Below are 226 nucleotides of genomic sequence, written 5' to 3'. Positions count from 1 at the left end.
GCCAAGTCGAAAAACTCAACCAACACCTCAGCGACTACTACGCTGGACAAAGCAAACAATTCATCGCCAAAGCCAGCGTCAGAGACAGCCAAGTCGGCTACTGGTTCAAACTCGATGGCCATCCAGAAATTGAACAACACAGCGGAGCTGACCAAGAATTCCTCATTGTTGGCAAACGCTACTACAACCAAAACAACCTACCCAAAGACTTAGACCAACAAGTCCA

Annotated in this window: 1 protein-coding gene; it reads left to right on the top strand. The window is 47.8% G+C overall.

Features of this window, described 5'->3' with window-relative positions; translation table 11 throughout:
• The coding region (locus AC1M9H_RS14440; protein ID WP_481613668.1) for a hypothetical protein at positions 1-226 on the top strand (226 nt) is incomplete at both ends.

The sequence above is a fragment of the Acinetobacter sp. ANC_7512 genome, assembly GCF_056779935.1.
Note: the sequence above shows the minus strand (reverse complement) of the source record. Positions and strands in the feature narration are given on the sequence as shown.